At 37.3% G+C, this 19,724-nt stretch carries 21 protein-coding genes; 4 read left to right on the top strand and 17 right to left on the bottom strand.

The features are described 5' to 3' along the window. Nucleotides 1-10: 10 nt before the first annotated feature. The 8 genes from BLR86_RS18120 to BLR86_RS18155 all read right to left on the bottom strand — a co-directional run bounded on the left by BLR86_RS18120 (nucleotide 11) and on the right by BLR86_RS18155 (nucleotide 8,347). Entirely contained in the window at nucleotides 11-1,066 is a 1,056-nt protein-coding gene (locus BLR86_RS18120; RefSeq protein WP_090764622.1) for a phosphotransferase family protein, read from the bottom strand. Nucleotides 1,067-1,177: 111 nt separating this feature from the next. Next, nucleotides 1,178-1,960 carry an enoyl-CoA hydratase/isomerase family protein gene (locus tag BLR86_RS18125; RefSeq protein WP_254782368.1) on the bottom strand — a complete coding sequence of 261 codons (783 nt, stop codon included), beginning with the start codon at nucleotides 1,958-1,960 and terminating at the stop codon, nucleotides 1,178-1,180. A gap of 84 nt (nucleotides 1,961-2,044) precedes the next feature. Further along, complete coding sequence (locus BLR86_RS18130; RefSeq protein WP_090764628.1) at nucleotides 2,045-2,857, bottom strand: enoyl-CoA hydratase/isomerase family protein; 813 nt, start codon at nucleotides 2,855-2,857, stop codon at nucleotides 2,045-2,047. Continuing rightward, on the bottom strand, nucleotides 2,858-3,949 hold the full coding sequence (locus BLR86_RS18135) for an acyl-CoA dehydrogenase family protein (RefSeq protein WP_090764631.1): 1,092 nt from the start codon (nucleotides 3,947-3,949) through the stop codon (nucleotides 2,858-2,860). Continuing rightward, complete coding sequence (locus BLR86_RS18140; protein WP_175492951.1) at nucleotides 3,946-5,100, bottom strand: acyl-CoA dehydrogenase family protein; 1,155 nt, start codon at nucleotides 5,098-5,100, stop codon at nucleotides 3,946-3,948. The genes BLR86_RS18135 and BLR86_RS18140 overlap by 4 nt, the downstream gene beginning before the upstream one ends. A 232-nt stretch (nucleotides 5,101-5,332) precedes the next feature. Further along, the gene (locus BLR86_RS18145) at nucleotides 5,333-6,271 is read right to left on the bottom strand and encodes an MBL fold metallo-hydrolase (protein WP_090764634.1); all 939 of its coding nucleotides are present in this window, start codon (nucleotides 6,269-6,271) and stop codon (nucleotides 5,333-5,335) included. A 102-nt stretch (nucleotides 6,272-6,373) separates the two neighbouring features. Beyond that, a complete protein-coding gene (locus tag BLR86_RS18150) occupies nucleotides 6,374-7,525 on the bottom strand; it encodes a thiolase family protein (protein WP_090764637.1) in 1,152 nt (383 codons plus the stop codon). A 54-nt stretch (nucleotides 7,526-7,579) separates the two neighbouring features. Further along, nucleotides 7,580-8,347: a 3-hydroxyacyl-CoA dehydrogenase gene (locus BLR86_RS18155; RefSeq protein WP_090764640.1), complete on the bottom strand. Its 768-nt coding sequence runs from the start codon at nucleotides 8,345-8,347 to the stop codon at nucleotides 7,580-7,582. Between the two features lie 268 nt (nucleotides 8,348-8,615). Here BLR86_RS18155 and BLR86_RS18160 point away from each other — a divergent pair, with 268 nt between their 5' ends. Then, on the top strand, nucleotides 8,616-9,209 hold the full coding sequence (locus BLR86_RS18160; protein ID WP_090764642.1) for a TetR/AcrR family transcriptional regulator: 594 nt from the start codon (nucleotides 8,616-8,618) through the stop codon (nucleotides 9,207-9,209). A gap of 170 nt (nucleotides 9,210-9,379) precedes the next feature. On the opposite strand, the gene BLR86_RS18165 is transcribed toward BLR86_RS18160, so the two are convergent. After that, nucleotides 9,380-9,628: a hypothetical protein gene (locus tag BLR86_RS18165; protein ID WP_090764645.1), complete on the bottom strand. Its 249-nt coding sequence runs from the start codon at nucleotides 9,626-9,628 to the stop codon at nucleotides 9,380-9,382. A 142-nt stretch (nucleotides 9,629-9,770) separates the two neighbouring features. Between BLR86_RS18165 and BLR86_RS18170 the strand changes: the two genes are divergently transcribed. After that, nucleotides 9,771-11,138: an aldehyde dehydrogenase gene (locus BLR86_RS18170; protein WP_090764646.1), complete on the top strand. Its 1,368-nt coding sequence runs from the start codon at nucleotides 9,771-9,773 to the stop codon at nucleotides 11,136-11,138. Between the two features lie 49 nt (nucleotides 11,139-11,187). Here BLR86_RS18170 and BLR86_RS18175 read toward each other — a convergent pair whose 3' ends face one another. Then, the gene (locus tag BLR86_RS18175) at nucleotides 11,188-12,390 is read right to left on the bottom strand and encodes an ornithine--oxo-acid transaminase (protein WP_090764647.1); all 1,203 of its coding nucleotides are present in this window, start codon (nucleotides 12,388-12,390) and stop codon (nucleotides 11,188-11,190) included. A gap of 259 nt (nucleotides 12,391-12,649) precedes the next feature. Between BLR86_RS18175 and BLR86_RS18180 the strand changes: the two genes are divergently transcribed. Next, nucleotides 12,650-14,068, top strand: a complete 1,419-nt coding sequence (locus BLR86_RS18180) for a sigma-54 interaction domain-containing protein (protein ID WP_090764651.1) — start codon at nucleotides 12,650-12,652, stop codon at nucleotides 14,066-14,068. A gap of 102 nt (nucleotides 14,069-14,170) precedes the next feature. Then, complete coding sequence (locus BLR86_RS18185) at nucleotides 14,171-14,569, top strand: hypothetical protein (protein WP_090764654.1); 399 nt, start codon at nucleotides 14,171-14,173, stop codon at nucleotides 14,567-14,569. Between the two features lie 58 nt (nucleotides 14,570-14,627). Here BLR86_RS18185 and BLR86_RS18190 read toward each other — a convergent pair whose 3' ends face one another. From BLR86_RS18190 to BLR86_RS18220, 7 genes are all read right to left on the bottom strand, one after another. Then, nucleotides 14,628-14,897 carry a DUF1292 domain-containing protein gene (locus BLR86_RS18190; protein WP_090764657.1) on the bottom strand — a complete coding sequence of 90 codons (270 nt, stop codon included), beginning with the start codon at nucleotides 14,895-14,897 and terminating at the stop codon, nucleotides 14,628-14,630. Between the two features lie 85 nt (nucleotides 14,898-14,982). Further along, on the bottom strand, nucleotides 14,983-15,507 hold the full coding sequence (locus BLR86_RS18195) for a type 1 glutamine amidotransferase domain-containing protein (RefSeq protein ID WP_090764662.1): 525 nt from the start codon (nucleotides 15,505-15,507) through the stop codon (nucleotides 14,983-14,985). Nucleotides 15,508-15,602: 95 nt separating this feature from the next. After that, nucleotides 15,603-16,976 (bottom strand): nucleoside recognition domain-containing protein, encoded by a 1,374-nt coding sequence (locus tag BLR86_RS18200; protein ID WP_090764665.1) that lies wholly within the window; start codon nucleotides 16,974-16,976, stop codon nucleotides 15,603-15,605. Next, a complete protein-coding gene (locus tag BLR86_RS18205; RefSeq protein WP_090764668.1) occupies nucleotides 16,973-17,668 on the bottom strand; it encodes a FeoB small GTPase domain-containing protein in 696 nt (231 codons plus the stop codon). The genes BLR86_RS18200 and BLR86_RS18205 overlap by 4 nt, the downstream gene beginning before the upstream one ends. Next, complete coding sequence (locus BLR86_RS18210; protein WP_090764671.1) at nucleotides 17,658-17,912, bottom strand: FeoA family protein; 255 nt, start codon at nucleotides 17,910-17,912, stop codon at nucleotides 17,658-17,660. The genes BLR86_RS18205 and BLR86_RS18210 overlap by 11 nt, the downstream gene beginning before the upstream one ends. A gap of 148 nt (nucleotides 17,913-18,060) precedes the next feature. After that, the gene (locus BLR86_RS18215; protein WP_090764674.1) at nucleotides 18,061-18,924 is read right to left on the bottom strand and encodes a DUF3307 domain-containing protein; all 864 of its coding nucleotides are present in this window, start codon (nucleotides 18,922-18,924) and stop codon (nucleotides 18,061-18,063) included. A 12-nt stretch (nucleotides 18,925-18,936) separates the two neighbouring features. Further along, a complete protein-coding gene (locus BLR86_RS18220; RefSeq protein ID WP_090764677.1) occupies nucleotides 18,937-19,722 on the bottom strand; it encodes a hypothetical protein in 786 nt (261 codons plus the stop codon). Nucleotides 19,723-19,724: the final 2 nt, after the last annotated feature.

Raw genomic sequence — 19,724 nt, forward strand, 5'->3', positions numbered from 1 at the left:
TCCTATATTTTTATAAATTTTTATTGTGAGTAAGTTCTTCTGCATAGGTGATGAGGTTTTTAACACTATCATAGAATTTGGCAAATCGATGATCCTGTGTGGCTCCAGTTTTATATCGATAGTAGATTTGTTGTTGTGTAACAGCTATTTTGAAGTAAGCTAAGGCTAAGTAGTAATTGAAAGAGGATATATCTCGATTTGTTGTATCAGCATACCTTTCTATAAATTGTCTTCGACTAATAAAACCAGTTTGTGCTGTAGTTGTTTCTAAGCTATTTTTTAATAAATCGGAATCCTTTTCCTCGACCCAATAGCTTAATGATGCAGCGAGGTCAAATAGTGGGTCGCCAATAGTAGCCATTTCCCAATCCAAAATAGCGGTAATAGACTTGGAGTCATCGGAAAGTAAAACATTATTTAACTTAAAGTCGTGATGAATGAGAGTGGGTTCTTGAGAATTGGGTATATTATTAGTCAGCCATTTTATTAAATTATCAATAACCTTAATCTCATCCGTTTTATATCTGTCATACCGGTTTATCCAATTTTGAAGTCTTCTTTCTATGAAACCCTGTGGATACCCAATTTTCTCTAATCCTGCTTTTTTGTAGTCCACATTATGCAGCTCTACTATGGCATCGACCATTAGTTGCGAAATATGTTGTTTATCTTGTATTGTCATATTCTTTTTACGGATTAAATTGTCATTAATGGTCTGACCCTTCTTACGTTCCATGATATAAAAAGGACTACCTATAATGGTTTCATCATCACAGTAAATATAAGGCTTTGGCGCTAAAGGAAAACAAGTATGGAGATTATTTAGTAAGTCATACTCTCTTTTCATGTCATGGGCCTTTGGCGGTAACGGACCCAATGGCGGTCTTCTTAATACAGCCTCCCATTCACCAAAACGAATTTCATAGGTTAAATTTGATTTCCCAGAGGGGTATTGTCGAACTTCTAAACAAGTAGCAGGAATATCAAGCAAATGACTTGAAACAAACTGTTTAAGCGTTTTCTTGTCTATACCTTCTCCATTTCTAATAGGAATGGTTTCATTCATTAAAGTTCCTCCTTCTCAAATGAATTATTTTAAAAAATAAATGTGCGCTCACTTTCACTTTAATTTTATAAGAGTATTTAGAAAGTTTCAACTTCTATATTTTTCATTGTATTACCTTCCAGTGAAAATTGGTGACCGCTTTTCTTTAAATGCTTGTAATCCTTCTTTATGATCGGTTGTCTGCTGCAATACAGACTGAGCTAGCGTTTCATATTGCATGGTTCCTTTTATATCAAGATTTTTACTGCTTTCAATGATTGTTTTTACAAGCGTCATAGCCTGTAGGGGTTCAACAGCCAATTTCTTGGCAAATTCTAATCCTTCAGATAATGCTTCATTTTCTTCTACCAATCGATTTACAATTCTATACTGAAAAGCCTCTTCTGCAGTAATGACAGCACCAGAAAATATTAATTCCTTCGCTTTCCATGGACCAACGATTTTTGGCAAAAAATGTAGAAGTCCGCAATCTGGAACCAAACCTACATTAATAAAACTTAACCCAAATTTTGCATTTTTCTGCGCTACAATAATGTCACAGGCTAATGCCAAACTAAATCCAGCACCCATTGCATAACCGTTTACTGCTGATATAAAAACTTTTTTCATCTCTGTTATTCTTGTAATTACACGTGTTGCATGACTCATTATTTCTATTGTTTCAAGGGTAGTTCTATCACCCATTCTTTTTACGTTTCCCCCTGCACTAAAGGCTTTTCCTTTACCTGTTACTAATACAATTTTTACTTTTGAGTCATTTTCAATTTTATCAAGTACCTGGTTTAATTCATAAATTAATTCTGAATCAAGAGCGTTTAAGGTTTCAACTGAATTCAGAGTAATTACTGCTATACCCTCAATTAAGTCATAATTTACTTTTAGAGTGTCTGTCACCCTCATGCATTCCTTTCATAACAGCAATTGGTTATTATGAAAAAATGCAGGTTAATGTCCTGCACTTTTTATGACCTGAGTTTTTTATTGGAAATTAGGTTTTCTTTTTTCAACAACCGCATTAACACCTTCTTGGAAATCTTCTAATTCTGTAACAATTCCCATTGCTGAAGAAATCATATCTAAGGAAGTACGTAAATTAATATCTAAACCTTGATAAACTGCTCTTTTTGTAAATCGGATGGTTTCTTGCGGACCATTTACTAATTTTTCAACATAATTTTCAACAAATTCATTTAATAGACGATCCTCAACAACATGTGTAACCAGGCCAAGTTCCTTTGCTTCTTTTGCTGTAAAAACTTTTCCAGTCCATAACAAATCTAATGCTTGATCGACACCAATCATACGCGGTAGAAAATAGGCTGCACCATCACCAGGGACAATTCCAGCTTTTATATAGCTTTCTGATATTTTCGTAGTTTCCGCTGCGATTCGGATATCACAGGCCAAAGTCATGTCAAACCCTGCTCCAAAAGCGAATCCATGTAGAACAGCAATTACTGGCTTGTCAATCTCTTGTAGTAGAAGTGGAATTCGTTGTACCTTTTTCCAAAGTTGATTTTTTCTTGCTAATGCAGTTGATGTAAGATCTTCCTTAACATCACTTTTTATGAAACCTTCTCCTTTGGCCATTGCTTTAATATCCCCGCCTGCGCAAAACCCACGTCCATTTCCTGAAATCACAGCAACTCGAATATCTTCAGAATCACGTATAGTTTCCAAGGCATCAATCCACAAGGATATCATTTCAGAACTGAAGGCATTAAGTGAATCTGGACGGTTTAAAGTAATTTTTGCAACATTATTTTCAACCGTAAAAATTAAGTCCTGCATTTATTGTTCCACCTTTTTAAGATTATTTTTAACGTTCGTCATTAATGACCAAAGTTCATCTTTGTTTAATTTCATCAGTGCGTCGGTTACAATTTGCTGCCAATCTCGTTCTGTACCATATTCATCTCTCCATGACCAAAGCCTTCTGGTATTATGATGTAAAGTATGTTCATAGGTAAACCCTATTGCTGCTAGTACTTGATGAGCAATTTGAGAAGAGATTCCTGCAGCTTCATTCACACGAATTTTCGCTAATGCAATATCTTTAGAAAAGGGGTCTGTTTCAAATGACTTGATCGCACAATTAGCAGCCATACTTGCCGCCGCTGATTCACCAGCCAGAAGTGCTACTTGTTGTTGAATAGCTTGAAAACGGTGAAGGGGTTTCCCAAATTGAGCCCGTTCGGATGTATGATCAATGACAATACCTAATATATTTTCTAGCGCACCCGCCATCATGACCGATTTTGTAAGGCCGCCAGCAAAAAGTAGATATTTCATTTGTTCATCTAAATCCACCTTAAAAATATGACTTTCCGCCACATAGATATTGTCAAATATTACTTCATCCCGTGCTTCCCCAGCAAGATTCCTCTTATTAATGATTCGAGCATATTCTAAGTTGACAATTGAGAGCACATTACCTTCTGTTGTTTTTCCGAAAACAATCATTTTATTTGCATATCGTGCCCAAGGGACATTTTTGGCTCTCCCAGAAATATTCCATCCTTCATCCGTTTTTTCAATTTGAATAGATTGTGAAACGTCTGGATATGAAATTGTAACAATCTCCTCCGTAACAAATACTCCCAGTCTTGATAAAATCCAATTGGCAATATATGTTTCAGCAATTGGGATGGGTGCTGAGTATTTACCTGCTAGGCGCAGGATACTTAATGCATCGGAATAATCCCCGCCATTTCCACCCAATTCTTCAGGTATTGCAACCGTTATCATTCCGTTGTTTACCAACTGGTTCCATAGGTCAGCTGCCCACTGTCCTTCTTCTGCACTATTAATGACTTCCTTCGTAGAATACTTCACCATAATTTTTTCAGTGGTTTCAATAATCATTTCTTGGATTTCACTCATTTTTGAATTATCCCCTTTGCAACAATTCCACGTAATATTTCCGTTGTTCCCCCACGCAGGGTAAAACCTGGGGAATGTAAGATTGATTGAGCCATAAAACGTTCAAGTAATGAATCGGATTCCAGCGAAGGAATTACACTAACAATTAATCTAGCAATCTCTGCAATTTGTTGCTCTAATTTTGTTCCCATATCTTTTACCAAAGAGGCAATAATATTTGAAGGTACCCCTTCTTCTAACAGCTGTGCTATCCCAAGAGACATATTTCGTAAGGTCCATAATCTTGAAACAACCTTACTAACTTCATTTAATCCATTGTTGTCCCCTTGCTCTAGTAATTCATTTGTCAGTTCATTCAGTAATGGAAAGGTACTTAAAAAACGCTCCGGCCCGCTTCTTTCATATGCTAATTCAGCCATCCCCTGATTCCATCCATTCCCAATTTCACCTACAACCATTTCATCCGGGATAAAAACATCATCAAAAAATACCTCGTTAAAATGGTGTTCTCCAGTCATCAATTGAATGGGTCTAATGGTGACACCAGGGGAAGATAAATCAACGACTAGTTGACTCATACCAGCATGGCGGTTGTTAGGATCCTGCGATGAGGTTCGACAAAGCGTAATCATGTAATGAGAAAAGTGTGCTCCACTCGTCCAAATTTTACTGCCATTTAATATCCATCCTTTATCAACCTTCACTGCTCTAGATTTAATAGCAGCAAGATCTGATCCAGCATTTGGTTCACTTAAGCCAATTGAGAAATAGCATTCTCCTTTTGCAATTTTAGGTAGAAAGAACTGCTTTTGTTCTTCTGTTCCAAATTTAAGAAAAAGCGGTCCTGATTGCCTATCGGCAATCCAATGTCCTGCAACGGGTGCACCCGCTGCCAATAATTCTTCTGTTACAATATATCTTTCAATGGCTGAACGTCCTTGGCCTCCATATTTAGTCGGCCATGTCATCCCGATCCATCCTCTTTCTCCCATTTTTTTTGAAAAATAAGCCGAATACCCACTCAGCCAACTATCACATTTAGGTTCGAAGCAGCCATTTTCTCTTTCCTCTAATAGAAATTGTCTAATTTCATTTCTTAATTCTTCGGATTCTTTGGGAAGTTCAATGATAGGAATACGAATAGCTTTCATTGATATATCACCTCAATAGATGGTTTTTTTATAAAAAATCATACGTTCTTATTTCTTTAAGTGACTACGAGTAATAAAATGATTTATGTATTTTATCACTTAAAGTAAAAGTGAGACCACTTTCATTTTTATTTTAAATGATTTTTTTGAATTTTGCAACTACTTTCCACTAATTCATGATCAGGGGTAGGTATAGCTAAACAGCGTAGGCTGCCACCGTTAGATACAACCTCTAAATAGCCTCATAATACCATGTTCCATCCTGAAATATCTTTTTAGATTGATTGTTTAAATGAAGGTGCTCTAGGTGTGCTAGTGTTTCGCCAACCGCAAAACGAGTTTCATGGATATTCAAATTCTTAAATAGCATGGTGTTAACTTCATAGATAGTAGCGGGTTTCTTAATGCTATCATATGTCATCTCTAATCGTTCATGATGGTGTGCCAATAACTCTTCTATTCTTTGATTGGCATTTCTAAAAGGCTTCCCGTGTGATGGGATGACATACTCAACGTTTAATCTTTCAATTTTTTCTAACGAAGTCATATAGGATTGTAGTGGATTTCGATTACCACGGAACCAGTATGAAATATTAGGAGAAATTTTCGGTAAAATGTGATCTGTTGAAAATAAGATACTATTCTCTTTATTAAATAAAGTGATTAATCCATCGGAATGCCCTGGTGTAAAAATAACCTCATATTCGTATTTGCCAAATGAAAATTTCATTCCTTCTTCAAGGTAGTGTTGAACAGTTGGGTAAGGTTTTACATGTACATTAAAGCCCTTTTCATCTGTAGTTAACACGTTAGATAAGTTTTCCGGAAAACCGCATGTATCATAGTTCATATTTACGGTCTTTATAGAATCCGGTTCCCAATAGGATAGCCCTGCTTCTGCGTCAATTTCAGTCATCCACACCTCTGCATTGGTGAGTTGTTGTAGAGTCCCAGCATAGCCGAAATGGTCAGGATGATAGTGTGTGAGAATAATATCCTTTATATCATATTTTTCAATAATCGGGTTCCAAATATCTCTAGATACAGAGTTATTTAATCCAGCATCAATAATCATCCACCCACTAGGGCCTTCTGCCAAAAAGCAATTCACATGATTTAAACGAAAAGGTAATGGTATAGTTACTTGCGTTACACCTATCTCAGTTAGCAAGAAGCATTGCTCCTTTCTCTATCGATAATTTTTATTTTTCTAAATAAATGAAATTAGAGACAAATATCCTGTTTTGTTGCTAATTCCTTCCTAAGATACTATTTAATTAATTCTTTCAATAATCGTTCCGTTCGCCATGCCGCCGCCTTCACAAATAGCCTGTAACCCATAGCGGCCGCCTGTTCTTTCAAGTTCATGCATCATTGAAATCATCAATTTTGCACCTGTAGCACCTAGAGGATGTCCAAGAGCAATTGCTCCTCCATTAGGATTCAATTTCTTTGGATCGGCATTAATTTCTTCTAACCAGCACATTGGCACTGGAGCGAACGCCTCGTTAACTTCGTAGGTGTCCATATCTTCAATTGTCAGCCCAGCTTTGGCTAGAACCTGTTTTGTTGCTTCAATCGGTCCAGTCAGCATCAAGGTTGGATCAGATCCTGTAACAGAACGGGCAATAATACGGAATCTTGGTTTAAGCCCTAATTCCTCTGCTTTTTCGCGTGACATTAATAGAACGGCGGCAGCTCCGTCACTCATTTGGCTGGCGTTTCCTGCATGGATTTTCCCATCTTCTTTAAAGACTGTTTTTAGGGTTGCTAATTTTTCAATCGAAGAACCTTTACGTGGCCCTTCATCGTGTTTCACCACTACCTTACTTCCATCCTCCAAGGTTACCTCTAAAGGCATGATTTCTCTATCAAATCTGCCTTCTTCTTGAGCTTTTATTGCACGATTGTGGCTTTCAATTGAAAATTCATCTAATTGAGAGCGCGTGAATCCCCATTGATCAGCAATTCTTTCTGCTGATAGACCTTGGTGAATAATCTCATATTTTGAAGTAAGTGATTCACTCCAATCTGTCTGCTTCCGTGTTGATCCTAGTGGAATGCGTGTCATGCTTTCAACTCCGCCAGCAATAACGATATCCATATCCCCACTAAGAATCGCTTGGGAGGCAAAATGAATCGCTTGCTGACCAGAACCGCATTGACGATCTAATGTTGTTCCTGGTACATGAATTGGGAAATCTGCCATCAAGGCAGCTGAACGAGCAATATTTATCGCTTGTTCTTCTACCTGTGAAACACAGCCCATGATTACGTCTTGCACGATTCCTGGAGAGATTCCAGCACGATTCACTAATTCTTTAAGCACGCTTGCAGCCAATTCATCTGGGCGGACTGAGCCAAGCAACCCTTTTCTTCTTCCAACCGGTGTACGAACACCCTCTACAATAACTACTTCACGCATTTTATGTTCCTCCAAATTCACTAATTTTTTTTACAATTCTATTCTTCTTAAGTTTTATCTTGGTGGCATACGAATGGCTCCATCTAGGCGGATGGTTTCTCCATTTAGCATGACATTTTCGATGATAGATTGGGTTAGTTGTGCATATTCAGAAGGGTGTCCCAGTCTTGAAGGGAATGGAACCTGCGATTCTAAAGCGGTTTTAGCCTGTTCAGACAATGAAGCAAAAAGTGGAGTTTCTATTAATCCAGGTGCAATGGTCATCACTCTAATGCCAGATTTGGCTAAGTCGCGTGCGATTGGCAATGTCATTCCCACAACACCACCTTTAGAGGCACTATAGGCAGCCTGGCCGATTTGGCCATCAAACGCGGCTACAGAGGCGGTATTGATAATAACTCCTCTTTCACCCTCTTGATTTGGCTGGTTATTCACCATTTTTTCAGCAGCAAGACGGATGACATTAAAAGTGCCAATTAAATTAATTTCAATTACTTTTTTAAAACTTTCAAAACTATGTGCTGTATTTCTACCTACTGTTTTTTCAGCAACTGCAATACCTGCACAATTCACCACCGTATTGATGTTACCAAATCGGGCAATGGTTGAGGTGATAGCCGTTTGTACATCTTCCTCGCTGGTTACATTGGTTTTATAGAAAACAGCATTCTCACCCAATTCTTCTTCTAAACAAGTGCCTTTTTCTACTGATAGGTCAAGTATCACTGCTTTTCCTCCGTTTTTAACAATATTACGAACGGTCGCTTCCCCAAGTCCAGATGCACCACCTGTTACTAACGCAATAGAATCTTGTATTCTCATTTCCTCTCCTCCTTCGATTCTGTTAACTTAAGTCCCTTAAATTATTTATTAAGTTTTCTATAAGATGATAAATTAACAACGTTTGTCATCCCTGTTTTAAATAATAGCAATTTTCTTAAAATTTTACAATTGATTTATTTTTTGAACCTAAGTTCAAAATTTGTTGATTTTTTACAGTAGCTATCCTATATTAAATCAATGGATAAAAATAACCGTCAGTTCCGATATAATTAGATTACAAAGTTTGAAGAGTTAGGAGGGAAAGAGTATGTCCTCTTTTAGAGCGCAGAAAATGGCGAAAAAAAAGCAGGAAATCCTTCGGTCTGCCGCCGCAGTTCTTGTAGAAAAAGGATACCAAGGAACGACCATGGAAGAAATTGCGGCTAAGCTCCTCATGACAAAAGGATCAATGTATTATTATTTTAATAATAAGGATGACCTTCTGTATCAATGTCATTTAATGATAATGGAGATTTGTCTGGATGGAATTGAGAAAGTGATTGAAAGTGATCGTACCCCAATTGAAAAGCTAAGAAGTGCGATTAAGGAGCATATCCTCCTTGCAACTAGAGAGAAATCAATGTTCATGGTACTTTCAAAGCCCAATCATAATTTTTCAGAGGAGCAGCTACAAGAGGTTCTCAAGCTAAGAAAAAGTTACTCTCAGTATTTTGATAGAATCATTCGCGAGGGCATACAAGAACAATCGTTCAGTCAAGTGGATGTAAAAATGGTTCGTCTAATTATTTTGGGTTCTCTCAACTGGATTCAAGAATGGTTCGACCAGAATGGTCCTCAAAGTCCAGAGGAAATCTCAGAGGCCTATGCTGATTACTTATTAAAAATGTTAATAAAGAAGTAGGATTAACATTTTTCACTTGATTACAGGTGGAATTTGCTGGAGTGACTTTAAATGTGTTCATTTTGTATTTCGGTCACTCCAGACTACTTGCATTGACCCAAATGCCTTTTCGCCATGGTCTTCGGTCATTCTAAACTAAGCCCTCCTTGTCAACATGGAGGGTTTTATCGTTATCCTATTTTTTCATCATTATCTTGATTTAGTAGTACTCTTTTATTAGTAGTAATCGGTGTAAGACTGGACCTTTTTAACAAATAATTTAAATGATCTACTGGGATGGACCCATGCCCTTTACCTTCTTCAAGTGTGAATTGAACGGTTGTCCCATTGTTTGTTGTAACGGTTAGAGATTCTGCCGAGTTAAAATTCCCCTTGATACTTTGAGAAATTTGATATTTCATTCCTGTTTCGATTTGCATAAGAGTCTCCTTCATTAGTATTTAGTCATAGTATTCTCCGATTATATTTATTCATACAAAAATATTCCAATTTGGTCTATTTCAAATTATGGTTATTAAAATAAGATATGATAAAATAGCATTAACTTTAGGGGGTGGGAGAATGGTAAGTTTTAGTGAATTACTTAAAGTGCAACGTGATTTTTTTCAATCCGGTAAAACCAAAGAGCTATCATACAGAATCGAAGCATTATTATCCTTAGGAAACATGATTCGCACACATGAAGCAGAGCTGATGGCTGCTCTTAAAAAAGACTTGAATAAAAGTAATTTTGACACGTATATTACCGAAATTGGGATCGTGTTAGAGGAAATCCGTTTTACTCTGAAACATATTAAAAATTGGATACAGCCGCGGAAAGTAAAGACTGCCTTCACTCAAATGGGATCAAAGAGCTATATTTATTCCGAGCCTTATGGAGTGGCATTAATTATTTCTCCTTGGAATTATCCCTTACAATTAACCCTTGCTCCACTTGTTGGTGCGATTGCTGCAGGTAATTGTGCCGTTCTTAAACCTTCAGAACTAACTCCAGAAACGTCAAGGCTCATTGAGGATCTTATCAGTAAAACATTCCCACCTGAATACATTTCCGTTGTACAAGCAGATGCCGAAATCACTCAATCTTTATTAAAAGAAAAATTCGATTATATCTTTTTTACTGGAAGTGTCACAGTAGGAAAAGTGATAATGGAAGCTGCTGCCAAGCATTTAACTCCTGTTACTCTTGAATTGGGTGGAAAAAGTCCTTGCATTGTCCATCGAGATGCAAATCTCAAGTTAGCAGCAAAGCGGATTGCCTGGGGCAAGTTTATCAATGCCGGCCAAACATGTGTAGCACCTGATTATTTATATGTTCATCGGGATATTAAGGATGAATTTATCAGGATGTTCATAGAAAGTATCAAGGATCTATACGAGGAAATTGTTAAAAACGGAGAATTTACGAGGATTGTGAGTGAAAAGCATTTTCATCGTGTTACTGGCTTTCTTACGAGTGGAGAAATCCTTCATGGCGGAAATTATTCTATCGATACTTTAACCCTTGAGCCTACTGTTCTTGGCGGAGTCAATTGGAATGATCCCGTAATGCAAGAAGAAATTTTTGGTCCTATCCTACCTGTCCTTGAATATGATGATGAAAAAACGATGATTCATCAAATTAATGAACATCCTAAACCATTAGCACTGTATATTTTCTCTGAAAGCAAAGACTTCCAAGATACGATATTGGATTCTATCTCCTTTGGCGGAGGCTGTATCAATGATACCGTCATGCACCTTAGTTCGCCTTACCTTCCGTTTGGCGGTGTGGGTGAAAGCGGCATTGGCGCTTATCATGGTAGAGGCAGTTTCGATGTCTTCTCCCATCAGAAGAGTATCTTAAAACAAACGACTACCTTTGATTTACCATTTCGATATCCTAATCGAAAAGACGCACTAAAACAAATCAAACTTTTTATTAAATAATAGCGTAAAAAAGCCTTGCAGAAAGTTACTGCAAGGCCTCTATTTTATATTACGCTAAAACTTTGGTAATCTTCTCAACTGCCCAATCAATTTCTTCCTTGGTAATGATTAGCGGCGGCGCAAAGCGAATAACAGTATCATGTGTTTCTTTACATAATAAGCCTTCTTCCTTTAATTGCTCGCAGTATGGTCTTGCTACTTCAGTCAGCTCGACTCCAATAAACAAACCTCGACCTCTAATTTCTTTGATTATAGAGTTATTGATAGTTTTTAATTTTTCTAGGAAGTACTCACCTAAATCAAGCGAACGTTCTGCTAGTTTTTCTTCTTCAATTACTTCTAAAGCTGCAATCGAAACCGCACAAGCTAGTGGATTTCCGCCAAAAGTGGAACCATGTGATCCCGGATTAAATACTCCCAAGACATCGGAGTTCGCAACCACACAAGAAATCGGAAATACTCCGCCACCTAGTGCTTTTCCTAATATTAACATATCAGGGATAACAGCTTCCCATTCAGTCGCAAACATTTTTCCGGTACGAGCTAAACCAACTTGGATTTCATCTGCGATAAATAATACATTGTTTTCTTTACAAAGGTTTGATGCTGCCTTTAAGAATCCTTCAGGAGGTAAAATGATTCCTGCTTCACCTTGAATCGGTTCAATTAAAAATGCTGCGGTATTCACAGTAATGGCTGTCTTTAATGCCTCAAGATCACCATAAGGAATCAGCTTGATTCCAGGAAGCAGTGGACCGAAACCTCGCTTATATTCAGGATCAGATGATAGTGAAACAGCTCCCATTGTCCGGCCATGGAAGTTACCTGTGCAAGCAATTATTTCTGCCTGATTATCAGCAATACCTTTAACATCATATCCCCAGCGGCGTGCGGCTTTTATTGCTGTTTCAACCGCTTCGGCACCTGTATTCATTGGCAGGGCCATATCTTTGTTCGTTAACTTACAGATTTTTTCATACCATGGACCAAGTTGATCATTATGGAAAGCACGTGAAGTTAATGTTACTTTATCCGCTTGATCTTTTAAGGCCTTAATGATTTTTGGGTGGCGGTGTCCCTGGTTTACTGCTGAATAGGCACTAAGCATATCCATATAACGTGTGCCTTCTGGATTTTCAACCCACACTCCCTCTGCCTTTGAAACAACAATCGGTAGCGGATGATAGTTGTTGGCACCAAATTTTTGTGTTTGCTCAATTATTTTAGTAGTTTTATTTAAAGTAGTATTCATTCCGTTTCCTCCTTTTTATAGCGTTTCAGATGTTGTTTTTGCTAGTATATGACGTAATAAATCCCCCTTGTTGTTTGTATAAATATTAATGCAAGTTCCGTGCCAAACATAAAATCCTTTATTATAAAGGGATTTATAGTAGTAACCGCAAAATATTTTGGCGCAAAATCATTATTATTTTTTTATAATGCAAAATATTTTTGCACTCTTATATGATTTTTGTTTTAATAGAGAGATAAACAATAAGGGGCAAACTTTCATGGATAATACAAAAATTCAATATTTGCAGTATATTAACTCAATATATAAACGGATCTTAGACGAAGTGGATGTTGGAGTCCATGCAGTAGATGATTCAGGAAATACGATTGTCTATAATAAGAAAATGGCTCAGATAGAGTCTATGGATATTCAAGATGTTATCCATAAAAACTTGTTAGATGTTTTTATGTTTAAAGAAGATCAATCCAGCACACTTGTAAAAGCACTTCAAGAAGGTAAAGAAGCAAAGAATGTTAAACAAACCTATTTTAATAACAAGGGACGAGAAATTACCACTAATAACAATACTATCCCAATTTATGTGAATGACAAACTCATGGGTGCTGTTGAAATAGCCAATGATGTTACCAAACTAGAACGGTTAATAAAAGGAACTATAACTCCAAAAGGGACAACCAGATATACTTTTGATAGCATTACCGGAAACAGTTCAGCTATCAAGGAAGTAATTGAAGGGGCTAAGCGGGCGGCACGTACTTCTTCCTATGTCTTAATTGTGGGTGAAACGGGAACTGGGAAAGAGCTATTTGCTCAGAGTATCCATAATGCCAGCAATCGATTTTCAGGACCGTTTATCTCTCAAAACTGCGCGGCACTGCCTAATAATTTAATTGAAAGTCTACTTTTTGGAACAAAGCGGGGAGCATTTACGGGAGCGATTGATCAGCCTGGACTATTTGAACAGGCAAATGGCGGTACCTTGTTACTAGATGAAATTAATTCACTAAATTTAAATCTACAGGCGAAACTTCTTCGTGTTCTTCAGGAAAAAACCATCCGACGCATTGGGGATACAAAGGATACACCTGTTGATGTACGTGTGTTAGCAAATATTAATGAAGATCCGATCGATGCAGTTACAAATAACCGTTTGCGCAAGGACTTATATTACCGTCTTGGAGTAGTTTCTGTCTTTATTCCGCCTTTAAGAGAGCGTAAAGAGGATATTCCACTTCTCGTCCAAGATTTTATTAAGAAATACAATGAGCTCTTTCAAATGAACGTAAGGGGTTTATCAGAAGAAGTGAAGCAATCTTTCCTAGAGTATGACTGGAATGGAAACATCCGGGAATTAGAACATATCATTGAAGCAGCAATGAATATTATGATGGATGATGAAGACACCATTCGTTTTTCACATCTTCCCTATCAATATCGAAGTAAAATACAAGTGAAGGAAAGAAACACACCTCCTGCCTCCGTCGATAACTTCCTTCAAGAACGGGCAGATTTAACGGCTTCACTCAAAGACCAAATGGATTACTTTGAAAAATCCTATATCGAGCTTGTTTGGGAGAAAAATGATCACAACATCTCAAAAACTGCGACTGTACTAGGACTAAGCCGTCAAAGCCTTCAATATCGAATGAAAAAACTAAAAATAAAGCAAGATTAACAATATTTTCTAAAATTGTCGTAAATTATTCAAAAAGATTGCAGGAAAATGTCGGAAAATAAAGGAATATATATAAGTAGACTTAAAAAAGGAGGAAATTGAATGAAGAAATTTTTATCGCTATTATGCGGGAGTTTAATTTTAGTTCTTATGTTTACAGGCACGGCAAATCCTGTAAAAGCAGCAAGTCCTACTAATGTTCTAGATTCAAAGAGTGACACTTGTGAGTGTCACGCAGTTACTCCGATTTACGGTATGGAGAAATATAAGATTATTTTGAATTTACTAGGAAGCAAGGAATTTAGTAAAACAACAAAAAAGTTATTGAAAGATGGTTATTATTGGAATATTACTGCTGAAATTGAAGTTTTAAAACATAATCAATACGGCACTATTATGGTCGGAGTACCGTTTAAAAGTATAAGAGGTACCAGCTATATGGCTGCATTTTTTGATGGAGTTTATATGGGTATTAGTCCAGCAGATGCTCCTCATCAGTAAATGTAAACGAAAAGGACTTGTAAACTGGCATAGCCATGTTCGCAAGTCCTTTTTTACACTATTCGTCCTCATCCATGATCTCATCGAAAGAAGCCGACACTTTGTCAAATTCATCATCGCTTTCGATTGCTGTTAAGTCTCCGTCTTCGTCGACCTTTAAGAAGAAAATATCAATGTCGTCTTCTGTATCCTCTTGAATATCTTCTACAAATCCTACTGCCACATAATTCGTACCTTCTATATTGATGGAAGCCAGTACTTCTACTTCCTGCTCTTGCTCTGTCTCATCACTAATTGTAAAAACTTCGCCTACTTCAATATTAGCCATGTAAAATTCTCCTCACATTATCAGTTTAATCAAAATTCATTCAAACAGTATTTTTAAAAAGGTATGAAATCAAGTTTTTAATAACTTATTTTTGCTCTATCACGTTAATAAATTCACGCAAATAGTCCGGAAGATCTGGCGGGCGTCTACTTGAAACCAGGTGTCCGTCAACCACAACCGGTTCATCAAACCATGTTGCACCCGCATTTTCCATGTCATCCTTAATCCCAGGTGTACTGGTTACCTTCTTGCCCTGTAATATCTTCGCAGAAATTAACACCCAACCCGCATGGCAGATTTGCCCGATAGGCTTTCGGTTCTCTTCGAAATGCTGAAGTAGTGATATTACTTCCGGAAAGCGGCGAATCTTATCCGGTGCCCAGCCTCCTGGCACCAATATGGCATCATACTCTTCCCCTTTAATATCGCTAAAGGAATAATCAGATTTTGCTGGCACACCATATTTACCTATGTACTCTTCCTCAGCCTTTTCACCTGCTAAGTTAACAACAGCCCCTTCTTCTCTTAATCTGAGAATTGGGTACCATAGTTCTAGGTCTTCAAAATCATGGTGAACAAGACTTACAACTTTCTTCCCTTTCAAACGCATATTACTTCCCACCTCCTTCTTTTATTATGACATACAAAAGGCAAAGCAACAAAATGACACCACTTCAAATATTGCGAAGTGGTGTCTTTATATGATTACATCCAGCCAAAAAATCTAACTGTTTGGGTGATAATTAAGGGAACGAGGACCGCGATAATAGTGGGAATAAGGAAAGCTAGAAAGGTCCACTTTTTACTTTTCGTTTCTTTATATATATTAAGCAGCGTTGTACCACACGGATAATGGAGCAAAGAAAATAACATCATATTTAGTGCGGTTAGCCACGTCCAGCCATGATCAAGAAAAATTTGTTTTAAATCAACCAAGCTATCCACCTCTGTTAAAGAGCCTGTAGATAAATACCCCATTAACAGAATCGGTAGGACAATTTCATTGGCTGGTAATCCCAAAATAAAGGCCAACATGATGTAACCATCAAGTCCGAGCAATTTTCCGAACGGATCTAAAAACTCAACGGCATACATCAAAATACTTGTATCACCGATAAATATATTCGCAACTATCCAAGTCAAAATGGCTGCTGGTGCTGCTACCTTCACAGCCCGCATTAATACCGCCCATGATTTTGTTAACGAAGAGCGAATCACAGTATCAAAGATTTTCGGTTTCCGGTATGGAGGCAGTTCCAAAGTGTAGTGAGTTGGAATTCCTTTAAGCGCTGTTTTAGATAACACCCATGAGACAAAAAAAGTAACGATGATTCCAAACATAACGATCCCGACAATCACTCCAGTAGTAACTAGCGATTTAAGCCCGCCGGTAAAGTTTGCTGCCATGAACAACGAAGCCAATACAATCAATGTTCCCCAGCGGCCATTACATGGCACAAAATTATTTGTTAGAATCGCAAGCATTCTTTCTCTTGGTGATTCAATAATCCTAGTAGAGATGACTGCAGCTGCATTACAGCCAAAGCCCATTGCCATCGTTAACGATTGCTTCCCATGGGCACCCACTCTTTTAAATAAACGGTCCATATTAAAAGCCACCCGAGGTAAATATCCATAATTTTCTAAAAGGGCAAAGGATGGAAAAAAGATTGCCATTGGTGGCAGCATGACACTAATAACCCAAGTCGTCCCTCGATATAGGCCAAGAACTAGAACTCCATGGACCCATTCGGGGGCACTAATAAATGTAAAAAATGATGTTAAGTACTTCTCTAACGAGCCGAAAAACTCTGCTAACATCGATGATGGGACATTGGCACCAGCAATCGTTAAATAGAATAAGACACCTAACAGACTTAACATAATTGGAAAGCCAAATATCGGTGAAGTGAATATCGCATCAAGCTTTTCGGTCCTTGTGTCCCTTTTCGATTTTGTATATTTAACCCCTTCATTACACAGTCGATGGCTTCGTTCATAAAGCTGGTGAACAATATCATCCCTCAACTGAGCTGTTGAAAGCTGCTGCGCTTCCATAAAGAGCTGTTGAATACTCATTCTGCTACCTCCTTTTGTTCAAATCGCTTTTTGAGTTCACTCAATAACTTTTCATCCCCATCCAGCAATCTTAATGATACCCAACGAGCAGAAAGATGGTTACCAACGTACTGAATTACTTTTGGTTCTATTTTTTTAATTTGTTCTTCAATTTCATCAACATAGGTTGTTTGGACAGGCACACATTCAATCACCCCTGTCACAATACGGTCAATCGTATCCAGTAGCATCGGGAACCCTTTTTTGTTTCTTGCCGATATTTTAAGGACTGGAACACCTAACCGATTAGTCAAAATCCGTTCATTAATATGAATCCCTTGTTTTTCGGCGACATCAATTAAGTTAATACAAATAATTACATTTTTTGTCATCTCTAATACCTGCAAGGCTAAATTAAAGTTCCGTTCCAAGGATGTAGCATCTAGCACCACCACAGTTACATAGGGTTTATCAAAAACAATATAATTCCTTGCAACCTCCTCATCGGTTGAATTCGAAAATAGCGAATAAGTACCTGGGAGGTCGATTAAGTTAAATGTTTTATCTTTATATTGAACGTTGCCTTCTGCAAGCGATACTGTCTTTCCTGCCCAGTTTCCTGTATGCTGTCTAAGGCCAGTTAAGGCGTTAAACAATGTACTTTTTCCAGTGTTGGGATTCCCTGCCAAAGCAATTCGATAACTATTCCCCATCAGTTATCAACATCCCTTCTATTTTTGAACTTTCCTCTTTTCTTAACGCGATCGTCGTTTGGCTGACCCGAAAGGCGATTGGGTCGCCTAAAGGACTTTTCCTAATAACCTCTACGATTGCTCCGGCCACAAATCCTAAATCTAATAATCTCCTTCTCATCACACCGTCCAGATTTAAAGAAGTAATGCGAATTAGATTCCCTTTTTCTCCATTTACCAGTTTCAATATTTTTGGTATACTCATATATCTTTCCCCCTTGTTAAAGTTTTTCCCATGTGCAACTTTTTCTTAATTATATGATAAAAACACCGTTCTGTGTTAATTTTCAAAAAAAAAAAAAAAATAGCTGCCTATTAGGCAGCTAATAACTTATAAACTTAACTTTTTCAGCTTACATCAGTACTTCTCGCAGAAGTATTCCAAGTAAGAGACCGATAAACATCGATGCCAGAGTACCAAGAAGGAAATATTCGGCCCAGTCCCGATCATCCATCTGTTTAAATCGTGCAATCGACTTTGCGGCAACAATAAATCCAATTGCTGGATAGGCACTATAATAGGTTAAAACCAAAACTAATAATCTCTCAATATAGCCAATTAATTTTCCCCTAGAGAGATCATGTTTGCTAAAAATCGTGTAGTTATATTCCTCGGTCAAGCCTCTTTTTCCACTTATTCTGTTCGCAAAATAATCCTCTTGTTGGTCATTTTTAAACACGTACTTGCCTTCAAAGGTTAATAGATGATTAGGAAATGAACCCAGGAGAATTTTTATCATGTGTCCAGCTACACTCGTTGCCAGAATAAAAATGATTAAAATAAACAATGTAGTATTTACAGTGCTTAATCCTCCGTCGTGAAGGATAAGATTATGTATGATCGTAATATCGATTCCCAAAAAAAGTTTGCAGGCAAGAAGAATCGATAGAAAATGGAGTAACTGATCTAATAAGAAGAAGCCCAGTCGTTTTAGATTTTCTTCCTTATTAATGTTAACTCTATCAAGGAGCTTTATTTTTAGTAAGTCGACCACCAGGTGGGTACCCACTATAAAAAGCAAGGTTAAAATAATATTTTTTAATTCACTCACATCATTAAAATAAAACAGCAAAAAGCCCACCAGAACTAGTAGATTCACGAGAAAATGATGTCCGATATGCTTCTTTATATTTTTCATTTTATCTAATACCATTTCGTCAGTCTGCATATAAAAATCTGCAATCAGATGGGCGAGAACAAGGGTTAATAGTAGCATGGATTCTCCTCTCTACTGGGAAATTACTTTATTTAGATTTTCTTTCAGATGGTTTCTAATTGATTCTTTTAACGAATCACTAACAACATTTCCTTGATCATTTACATAAGATTTTTCCTGCAAGGAATTAAGGATTGTGATCAATTCGCCAAAAACATTTAGTATTTCTCCGGATTTCCCCTTTTTAAAATGGCTTGAAATCGTTGGTGCCGTTTTACCAAGCAATGCTCCTGCTGCTTTTTGCTGCTGGAGAATTAGGTAATACGTACAAACCTGCTCCTGAATATGTGTTTGCTCCTGCAACATCGTCATCTGTAAACGCAATAAAGAATTGATTAATATCTCAAACTCATTACGAAATAGATTATAAGAAGATAATGTTTTATTTTCATAAAATTGATCAAGCTCAAATTTAAATAGCGGTCTTCCTTGTTCCTGTTTCAATAAATCATTAGCATACCTTGCTTGCTTAATTAAGGGATGAATCCACTTCTCTATATCCACTGCCTCTAACTCTTTATCAATATCTCCAAAGGAAAAACCAAAATAAGGAGGATGATCTTTAAATTTCCATATTCGGCTAATAAAAAATGCAAGAATATAGGCCGTTGAATACCCATAACCAACAAAAATTATTTCATCGCCTGCTCTGTGTTTCACCTTGCAATAAACTACTTCCTTTGTCCAAATGTTAATCCAGTAGACTAAATCATCTAAGTAGTTCGTTAATTTTTCACCCATGGCTGGTGACGAAGAGTTACTGACATCTAGAATAAAAATTGAAATCGGCCGGTTCATAG

It is taken from the genome of Bacillus sp. OK048 (assembly GCF_900103525.1).
In the GTDB taxonomy this organism is placed as follows: domain Bacteria; phylum Bacillota; class Bacilli; order Bacillales; family Cytobacillaceae; genus Neobacillus.